The organism is Psychrobacter immobilis (genome assembly GCF_904846235.1).
In the GTDB taxonomy this organism is placed as follows: Bacteria; Pseudomonadota; Gammaproteobacteria; order Pseudomonadales; family Moraxellaceae; genus Psychrobacter; species Psychrobacter immobilis_C.
In genome coordinates, this window is sequence record NZ_CAJGZN010000012.1 from 106651 (window position 1) to 116131 (window position 9481).

The 9481-nt window shown below is 44.4% G+C and carries 8 protein-coding genes; all 8 read left to right on the top strand.

Going from position 1 to position 9481, the window contains the following annotated elements; translation table 11 throughout:
• Positions 1–138 precede the first annotated feature (138 nt).
• The gene (locus JMX07_RS09465) at positions 139–1773 is read left to right on the top strand and encodes a CTP synthase (protein WP_201607620.1); all 1635 of its coding nucleotides are present in this window, start codon (positions 139–141) and stop codon (positions 1771–1773) included.
• 206 nt (positions 1774–1979) lie between these two features.
• The gene (gene kdsA, locus JMX07_RS09470; RefSeq protein ID WP_201607621.1) at positions 1980–2855 is read left to right on the top strand and encodes a 3-deoxy-8-phosphooctulonate synthase; all 876 of its coding nucleotides are present in this window, start codon (positions 1980–1982) and stop codon (positions 2853–2855) included.
• A gap of 27 nt (positions 2856–2882) precedes the next feature.
• A complete protein-coding gene (locus JMX07_RS09475; protein ID WP_201607622.1) occupies positions 2883–3137 on the top strand; it encodes a heavy-metal-associated domain-containing protein in 255 nt (84 codons plus the stop codon).
• A 257-nt stretch (positions 3138–3394) separates the two neighbouring features.
• Positions 3395–3619 (top strand): heavy-metal-associated domain-containing protein, encoded by a 225-nt coding sequence (locus tag JMX07_RS09480; RefSeq protein ID WP_057761178.1) that lies wholly within the window; start codon positions 3395–3397, stop codon positions 3617–3619.
• Between the two features lie 252 nt (positions 3620–3871).
• Positions 3872–6232 carry a heavy metal translocating P-type ATPase gene (locus JMX07_RS09485; RefSeq protein ID WP_201607623.1) on the top strand — a complete coding sequence of 787 codons (2361 nt, stop codon included), beginning with the start codon at positions 3872–3874 and terminating at the stop codon, positions 6230–6232.
• A 323-nt stretch (positions 6233–6555) separates the two neighbouring features.
• Entirely contained in the window at positions 6556–7872 is a 1317-nt protein-coding gene (eno, locus tag JMX07_RS09490) for a phosphopyruvate hydratase (protein WP_201548211.1), read from the top strand.
• A 166-nt stretch (positions 7873–8038) separates the two neighbouring features.
• Positions 8039–8347, top strand: coding sequence for an FtsB family cell division protein (locus tag JMX07_RS09495; protein ID WP_057761172.1), 309 nt, complete (start codon positions 8039–8041; stop codon positions 8345–8347).
• A gap of 168 nt (positions 8348–8515) precedes the next feature.
• The gene (gene ispD, locus JMX07_RS09500; RefSeq protein WP_227684754.1) at positions 8516–9244 is read left to right on the top strand and encodes a 2-C-methyl-D-erythritol 4-phosphate cytidylyltransferase; all 729 of its coding nucleotides are present in this window, start codon (positions 8516–8518) and stop codon (positions 9242–9244) included.
• Positions 9245–9481: the final 237 nt, after the last annotated feature.

A 9481-nucleotide genomic window follows, 5' to 3' on the forward strand; every position in this document is an offset into this window, starting at 1 on the left:
CTACGTATTTACGATGATTACGCACTTATGACAATTAAGCGTTAAAAACTGAGTGTTTTAAAGAGTTTGTGCTTTTGCCCTATATTTTGTAGCGTATTTTTAGTAAAATCCTTCTTTACCAATTACCGACAGAGTACTATGACCAAGTTTATATTTGTGACCGGTGGGGTAGTGTCCTCACTAGGAAAAGGTATTACCGCAGCCTCTCTTGCCGCAGTGCTTGAAGCACGCGGCGTGAGCGTGACGATGACCAAAATGGATCCGTATATCAACGTCGATCCAGGTACGATGAGCCCATTTCAACATGGCGAAGTGTTCGTCACCGAAGACGGCGCTGAGACCGATTTGGATTTAGGCTACTATGAGCGCTTCTTACGCCACTCTAAGATGAGTAAGAGCAACAACTTCACCAGTGGTCGTATCTATCAAAACGTTTTGAATAAAGAGCGCCGCGGTGAATATTTGGGTGGTACGGTACAGGTGATTCCGCATATCACTGATGAAATCAAAAGTAAAATTCTTGCCAGTGGCGAAGGCTATGATATCGCCATTATCGAGATTGGCGGTACGGTCGGTGATATCGAGTCACTTCCTTTTATGGAAGCGGTACGCCAAATGCAAGTAGAGCTTGGACGCAATCGCGCTATGCTGATGCATCTAACGCTGGTGCCTTATATCGCTAGTGCAGGTGAAACCAAAACCAAACCTACCCAGCATTCGGTAAAAGAGTTACGTTCTATCGGTCTGCAGCCAGATATCTTGATCTGCCGCTCTGACCACCATATCTCGCAAGACAACCGCCGCAAGATTGCGCTGTTTACCAATGTCGAAGAGCGCGCAGTCATCATGTGTGAAGATGCCCAAAGCATCTATCAAATCCCGCGCACCCTACATGAGCAAGATCTTGACGATCTCATCTGTGAGCGTTTTGGTCTTGACGTCCCTGAAGCGGATTTGAGCGATTGGGACAAAGTGGTCGAAGCCCAGCTCAACCCTCAAGCGGTAGTGACGGTTGCGATGGTCGGCAAATACGTCGAGCTTCCAGATGCTTATAAGTCGATCAACGAAGCGTTGCTACATGCCGGTATCGTGCATCAGTCAGATGTCAAAATTGACTATATCGATGCTGAGCTACTAGAGACGGACGATGAGCTGTATGCGCGTCTAAACGACGCCGATGCGATTTTGGTCCCAGGTGGTTTTGGTGAGCGCGGTACCACTGGTAAAATGAGAGCCATCACTTACGCCCGCGAAAATAAAGTGCCGTATCTGGGTATCTGTCTGGGTATGCAGTTGGCGGTGATTGAATATGCCCGTAATGTGCTGCATATCGATGCCAACTCTTCTGAGTTTCATCGTACTACCGCTGAGCCTATCATTGGTCTGATCACTGAATGGCTAGATGAGCGCGGCGAGCTACAGATTCGTAGCGATGACTCAGACCTCGGTGGCACTATGCGTTTAGGCGCGCAGCAAGCGGAACTGGTGGCTGGTAGTAAGCTTGCGCAAATCTATGGTTCAACCAATATCACTGAGCGTCATCGTCATCGTTATGAGATGAATAACCGTTATATCGAGCCATTAGAGCAAGCAGGTATGACGATATCAGGCTATTCTGCCAAGCAGCATTTGGTTGAGTCGGTTGAGATTCCTAACCATCCTTGGTTTATCGCCGTACAGTTCCATCCTGAATTTACCAGCTCGCCACGCGGTGGTCATCCACTGTTTAACAGCTTTGTTAAAGCAGCAAGAAACTATAGCGATAACAAATAAGCATTATCGTACGACAGCTTGGTAATTATAAAAAAGACTGATCTTCGGATTGGTCTTTTTTTGTTTAATTCAGGCTGTTTGTTGTTATTAATCAGCAATCATCTTTACTAATGACGTCTAATTACGCTTGCATACTTTTTTTAATCAGCCTATCGGTTACAATATGGGATAGACATATTAATAACAAAATAAGAGGTAATGGCTTCATGGACAACTTATTGACCGCACAATCACATATCACGCTCAACACTCCTAACAACGATACGATTAACATTGGTAACGACCAGCCTTTTGTATTGTTCGGCGGTATGAATGTTTTAGAGTCTAAAGAGTTGGCATTTGAGATCGCTGAGCAGTATGTTGATATCTGCAAGCGCTTGGGTATCGGCTATGTTTTCAAAGCGAGCTTTGATAAAGCCAACCGCTCAAGTTTGCATTCGTATCGTGGGCCCGGTTTAGAGCAGGGTATCGATTGGCTAGGTCAGATCAAAGAAAAATTCCAAGTACCGATTATCACTGATGTGCATGAACCACATCAAGCAGCACCAGTCGCTGAAGTGGCTGATATTATTCAGTTACCTGCATTTTTGTCACGTCAGACAGATCTAGTGCATGCGATGGCAAAAACAGATGCCATTATTAATATCAAAAAGGCGCAGTTTTTGGCCCCTCATGAGATGCGTCATATCGTCAATAAGTGCTTAGAGGGTGGTAATGATAAATTGATACTTTGTGAGCGTGGTAGTGCCTTTGGATATAATAATCTGGTTGTGGATATGCTTGGTTTTGATACCATGAAGCAGATGGATATCCCCGTATTCTTTGACGTGACGCATAGTTTACAACAGCCAGGTGCACGTAGTGATAGTGCTGGTGGCCGTCGTGAGCAGATTACAACGCTTGCCCGTGCAGGTATGGCTACAGGGTTGGCAGGGTTGTTTTTAGAAGCGCATCCAAACCCAGAAACTGCAAAATGTGATGGTCCATGTGCGCTGCGTATGAGCCAACTAGAGCCATTTTTACGTCAGCTTAAGCAAATTGATGATTTGGTCAAAGGTTTTGAAGTATTGGATACTCATTGATACGGTACGTGATAAGAGGGCTATACAATGGCAATTCAGATGGCGCAAGTAAGCATCGAAAATATTGACGATGAAGAAGGCTTAGATAGCGTAATGACCGCGCTTAAAAACATCTCAGGCGTGATGGCTATCAATTTGGATCCCGAGCATAATGTCGCAACGGTGAGCTATGATGATACAAATACTAGTATCCATGCCTTGACGGCGGCGATTAGTATGGTGGACTATGTAACTCAGCCATTTCCGATTGACTCACCGCAGAACCCGCATCATAACGACTAGACATTACAAATGGCTATTGTTATAAACTTGTCGATGAGCTCTTTTACGTTTTTATTAACAAGTTACTGTTTCGTTAATAGCATCTCGTTAATAAAGCAACAACCAAACGGTCTTGTTGTCGAGGGTAATAGAGCTTATGCTTATTTAATGTAGCTTTGGTAGTTGCTCTTACTTTGATAACTTAAAAAATATCAAAGTAAGTATTAACAGAATCACTATTAGAGTTGCTCATTACTAATAAAAATAAGGAGCCCAATATGGCAGATCAAACACGTATTATTAAAATTGACGGTATGACTTGTGGCGGATGCGTAGCAAGCGTACATACGGCAACAGCCGATATTGATGGATTAGAAACTATTACCGTTGACCTCGCTGATAACCTAGCGACGATAACCTTTGATGATAGCAAAACCAGTGCAGAGGCTATTGCTTCAGCTATTGACGATGCGGGATTTGAGGCGACAGTTGCTAACTCATAAATCTCATCTTCTATGTAAAAAACCAGCTAACATGTTATTACAAGCATGATAGCTGGTTTTTTAATGATTAACGATTACGAGTATTCAGTCTCGATACTTTGATACTTTGATACTTTGATACATGGCTACTTTGTCTAAAATGCTCATACTGAATACGATATAACCTAATTGCTTTATTTGAATTTTTTGCCTACCCACTGATATTTTATCGTGGTTCCTACGAATTTATAGGCACCATGACGAGTTTTATTTATGAACGATACCACCCGTACTACCAAAGATGAGTCTTATGATGTCGAAACTGATGTTGAGTCCAACACGCCACTGACACCGCAACGAGCGCATCTGCAATTAGCGATTGATGGCATGACTTGTCAGGCCTGCGCCTCAAGAATCGAGAAGGTGCTTAATAAAAAGCCTTCGGTGTACGAGGTAAGTGTGAGTTTTGCTGGCGAGACTGCCAATGTTGATTATGATCCAACCCAGACGACGCCCGAACAGGTGACAGAGTGGGTGAATAAAACGGGCTTTGTGGCTAATGTGCAGGCAGCCGATAGCTTATTTGCTCAGACTGAGGAAGATACCGCCACTCAATACCCATGGCGTTTGATCGGATTATGGGTTTGTTTGGTGCCGTTTTTGGTGGGTATGGTAGGTATGTTGGCGGGTTTTGGTATGGCGTGGATGCCGCCAGTCTGGGTGCAATTTATTTTAGCGACTGTAGTACAGTTTGGCTTGGCGTTACCTTTTTATAAGAGCGCATGGGCATCTATAAAAGGTGGCCTTGCCAATATGGATGTGCTAGTGGTCATTGGTACCGTGACGATATGGGCGTATTCGACTTATCTATGGCTCACGCACGGCGATGGTACTTTAAACAGTCTTTTGCAAAGTGGGCATCTGGGCGGACACGGTGCGAGTAATAGCCCAGCCGTATATTTTGAAGCAGGGGTGATGGTCATTGCCTTTGTGCGTACAGGTAAGTATCTTGAGGAACGTACCAAGAAGCACAGCCTAAACAGTATTGATTTATTATTGTCATTGACACCTGATGAAGTAGAGCAGCGACAGCCAAATGGTGAATTTCATAATATTGCGTTGTCTGATGTGCAAGTGGATGACGTCTTACGTGCAAAACAAGGTAGCCGCGTCGCTACAGATGGTACCGTCATAGAAGGCAGCGGTTGGTGCGTGGAGAGTCATTTAACTGGTGAGTCGGTAGCCCTCAAAAAAGAGCAAGGCGATGGATTACTGGCAGGCGCTTTGGTAGAGAATGGCAGTCTGCTATACCGTGTCAGTGCGAAGGGCAGCGACACGAAACTCGGCGATATGGTACAAGCGTTGAGTGATGCACAAGGCTCAAAAGCCAATCTAGCGCGTCTCGCGGATCGAGTAACGGCTATTTTTGTCCCCGTAGTAGTAACGATTGCGTTGGTTACTTTTGGGGTCACATGGTGGCTAACAGGTATGGTTGATACTGCCCTAATGCATGCCGTATCAGTATTGGTCATTGCTTGTCCTTGTGCGCTTGGTTTGGCCACGCCAGCGGCGATCATGGCTGGTATGGGTGTTGCCGCGCGTCATGGTGTTTGGTTCAAGGATGCACAAAGTCTTGAGGCAGCAGGCAATATCGATACGGTAGTGCTCGATAAAACAGGCACATTGACGATTGGTAAACCTACTATCGTCGATCATGTCATGGTGGATAAATCGCTTGCTGTGGATGATGTATTGCAGATTGCGGCCAGTGTCGAGGCGCATGCCAGTCATCCATTAGCAACTGCTCTGGTAAACACAGCTAAAGACCGCCAATTAAATCTATTTAATGTGACTGATATTAGTGTGATAAAAGGCGCTGGTATACAAGCAAATATCGAAGGTCTTGGGCTGATAAAAGTGGGTACGGCAGAGTTTGCGAACTTGACGTTGCCAAGATTTATGCCAAAAGTATGGCAAATTGCCAGTACCGTTGCGATTAGTATCAATGATGAGCCACTAGGTGCGTTTGCACTAGCCGATGACTTAAAGGCAGATACGCCGCAAGCAATCGCTGCACTACAAGATGCGGGTATCAATGTCATTTTGATGAGTGGTGATAAGCAGTCCGTCGTCGATCATGTAGCAGGGCAGTTGGGTATTGATAAGGCTTATGGCAAGATGAGCCCGCGTGACAAGGCCAGTCAAATTGCACTATTGCAAACTGCTGGTCATAAGGTGGCGATGGCAGGAGACGGCGTCAACGATGCGCCAGCGATGGCTACTGCCGATGCCAGCTTTGCGATGTTTGAGGGAACTGATGTCGCTCAGCATAGTGCCTCTGCACGGCTAATGGGTGAGTCGCTCATGCATATCGATGCGGCACAAAAAATCGCTCAAGCAACGCTACGCAATATCAAGCAAAATCTGTTTTTTGCCTTTATTTATAACTGTCTTGGTATTCCGCTTGCTGCATTCGGGTTTTTGAATCCGATGATTGCCGCCGCTGCTATGGCGCTTAGCTCCATCTCAGTACTCATGAATGCACTACGATTGACACGGTTTAAGACAGAGGTTGAGTTAGATAATACGGTATCAATCTCTCATACGGATAATAAACGCATAGCGAAATCGTAGCTATCATATTTGCTTAGGTATTCTACAAATATAAAAGAGGCAACCATCGCATATATGTATCTATAAGATTGTTTTTATGACTGCAAGTCGGTGTAAGATAAGGGAAGTTTGGTAAAATATATGCTATGATGCCAAGCACTATAGCCGACTATTAATCTGCTCCATACACCTCTAATCGTTAGGCAACGATAGCCACAAGATAGAAAGGTATGCAGGGTTTTTAGGACTATGCGCTATATGATATTTTGCTTTATCTTTTTTGTATGCTAGCTGCCGTTATTTATCTCACAAACTTGGCATGACCAAAGGAATTAACAGACATTATGTACGCTGAAGAAACCAACAACGTCACCGCAATTAAAGACATTCGCGCTCGTGAAATTTTAGACTCGCGCGGCAACCCAACTATCGAAGCTGATGTTATTTTAGCTGACGGTACCGTCGGCCGTGCTGCTGCTCCAAGTGGCGCATCAACAGGCTCACGTGAAGCGCTTGAGCTACGTGATGGCGACAAGACCCGCTTTATGGGTAAAGGCGTCAAAAAAGCCGTTTCTAATGTCAATAGTCAAATCCGCAGTGCCTTGATTGACAAAGATGTGACTGAGCAACAGGCTATTGATGATGCCATGATTGCGCTAGATGGTACAGAAAACAAAGAAAGCTTGGGTGCTAACGCCATGCTAGCTGTGTCACTTGCGACGGCCAAAGCGGCAGCCAAGTCACAGAATCTGCCATTGCATCAATACATCGCCAATCTACGTAATCAAACGTCGTTGACCATGCCTGTGCCGATGATGAACATCTTGAACGGTGGCGAGCACGCGGACAACACGGTTGATATTCAAGAGTTTATGATTGAGCCTGTGGGCTTCACAAGCTTCTCAGAAGCGCTGCGTGCTGGTACAGAAATTTTCCATAGCTTAAAGTCTGTGTTGAAATCACAAGGTCTCAACACTGCCGTTGGTGATGAAGGTGGTTTTGCACCAAACCTACGTAGCAACGAAGAAGCCATCACGGTTATCATGCAAGCGATTGAACAAGTCGGCTACAAAGCTGGTGAAGATATTCATCTTGCGCTAGATTGTGCAGCTAGTGAATTTTACAAAAACGGTCAATACGTCTTGGCAGGTGAAGGTAATAAAGCCTTTGATAGCCAAGGGTTCTCAGATTATCTAGTTGGGCTGGCACGTCAGTATCCGATTATCTCTATCGAAGATGGTCTTGATGAGTCGGATTGGGATGGTTGGAAGTATTTGACCGAGCAGATTGGCGATAAAGTCCAATTGGTTGGTGATGATTTGTTTGTAACCAATCCTACAATCTTGCAAGAAGGTATTGATAAGCATATTGCCAATGCTATTTTGATTAAATTTAATCAAATTGGCACCTTGTCAGAAACGCTAGATGCGATTTATATGGCTAAGAAAAATGGCTATGCAACCATCATTTCACATCGTTCAGGTGAAACGGAAGACAGCACCATTGCAGACTTGGCAGTTGGTACAGCGGCAGGCCAGATCAAAACTGGCTCACTATGTCGTTCAGACCGCGTAGCGAAGTACAACCAATTGCTACGTATCGAGCAGCAAGTACGTGCAAGCTATCGTGGCCGTGAAGAGTTTATCGGTCTACGTGGCTAAGAGTCTGACTGGATCTTTGGCGCGTAATATGCGTTAAGTAATATACGCTAAAAAGCCTAGACTCATCAGCTGAAGTCAATATTTGGGCGATATATAATCATTTATATATCGCCTAATCAGCTCAAACTTTACTATCCTCTTTTATACCGTTTGGCGTTATCACCTTATGAAATATTTTAGCCAATTTATACTACTTGCTTTAGCCGTTGCAGTGCTTTTAGGGTTGCAATATCAGTATTGGTTGGGTGAAAATGGCCGCTTTGAACACAACAAGTTGACGGCTCAAATCGAAGAGCAACAACGTTTGAATGACAATCAAGTTGCAGCAAACAACTTACTACGCACCGATGTTCAAGATTTAAAAACGGGACTTGAGGCCGTAGAAGAGCATGCTCGCTTAGATTTAGGTTTAATCAAACCCAATGAGACTTTTGTCCAAGTATCCACCGCACCAACCACGCACAGCAACTATTAGCTTTTATAAATACATTAGCTTTCACGAATACACTAATTTTTACGACATGAATTAATTTTCATGATGCAGCATCATAATGTTGTTATCTGACATCATTCATCATACTTAACACCTGCTTTATTCCTCTTTACATATACTGTCATGGGCTCAAACCATGAGTACACCACTATGAATACAACCCCTAATATACATGCCATGATCGTCGCAGCTGGTCGCGGTAGCCGTTTTGGTGCGTCTATTGCCAAGCAATATACAATGCTAGAAGGTCAGACGCTGTTGCAGCATAGCGTGGCACGACTTGCTTGTAGTGATTACATCGATAGGTGTCTATTGGTCATATCAGCCGATGACAGCACGGCGCAACAATTAGAGTTTGCACTTCCTATAAGCTATGCAGTCGGCGGAGCAGAGCGTTGGCAGTCAGTACAGTCGGGCGTTGAAGCAATTAGTCAGACAGGTGCTGATGATTCAGATTTGGTGCTTATTCACGATGCAGCACGTCCTGCTGTACCAAGTTCAGATATCGATCAAGTGATTGAAGCAGCGATGCTGGAGCCTTACGGCGCTATTCTAGCGACACCAGTGGCCGATACGTTAAAAGCTTCCTATCAGCAAGCTACCTCCGCAGAAGAGAGTCGTCCACATTCTTATACCAAATCTACTATTGATCGTAGCAACATGTGGCAAGCACAAACCCCGCAAGTATTCCGCTTAGGTCAATTAAGAAAAGTCCTAAATCATGTGTTTGAACATCAGCTAAGCATCACAGATGAAGCCAGTGCTTTTGAACAAATAGGTTTACCAATACGCTTAGTCTCTGGTAGTCGCCAGAATATAAAACTGACCTATCCTGATGATGCGGTACTGTTAACAGCGATTATGGCGCTTCAGTCTTAGCCTCAATCCTACTTCCGCTAACGAGCATCAGTTTTACTCCTTTTATACTTAATGGTGGCCATGATAAGTATTAGGGCTGCAGTAATCACTATATCCTCGTTAAAATTTTCGGTGGTGTATCAAAAAGTATGCTGAAGAAATAAAGGAGGGTGACAGTCAAAGCAAGATGATATATTTGAGGTTATGAAGACACAAATAGATATCAGCTGCCCCGACTGTCACAGTCCCAGTTTAAAG

What these genes read in the sequence shown, in the direction of transcription:
- JMX07_RS09465 (WP_201607620.1), top strand. Translation starts at nt 139, where the DNA reads ATGACCAAGTTTATATTTGTGACCGGTGGGGTAGTGTCCTCACTAGGA.
- kdsA (WP_201607621.1), top strand. Translation starts at nt 1,980, where the DNA reads ATGGACAACTTATTGACCGCACAATCACATATCACGCTCAACACTCCT.
- JMX07_RS09475 (WP_201607622.1), top strand. Translation starts at nt 2,883, where the DNA reads ATGGCAATTCAGATGGCGCAAGTAAGCATCGAAAATATTGACGATGAA.
- JMX07_RS09480 (WP_057761178.1), top strand. Translation starts at nt 3,395, where the DNA reads ATGGCAGATCAAACACGTATTATTAAAATTGACGGTATGACTTGTGGC.
- JMX07_RS09485 (WP_201607623.1), top strand. Translation starts at nt 3,872, where the DNA reads ATGAACGATACCACCCGTACTACCAAAGATGAGTCTTATGATGTCGAA.
- eno (WP_201548211.1), top strand. Translation starts at nt 6,556, where the DNA reads ATGTACGCTGAAGAAACCAACAACGTCACCGCAATTAAAGACATTCGC.
- JMX07_RS09495 (WP_057761172.1), top strand. Translation starts at nt 8,039, where the DNA reads ATGAAATATTTTAGCCAATTTATACTACTTGCTTTAGCCGTTGCAGTG.
- ispD (WP_227684754.1), top strand. Translation starts at nt 8,516, where the DNA reads ATGAATACAACCCCTAATATACATGCCATGATCGTCGCAGCTGGTCGC.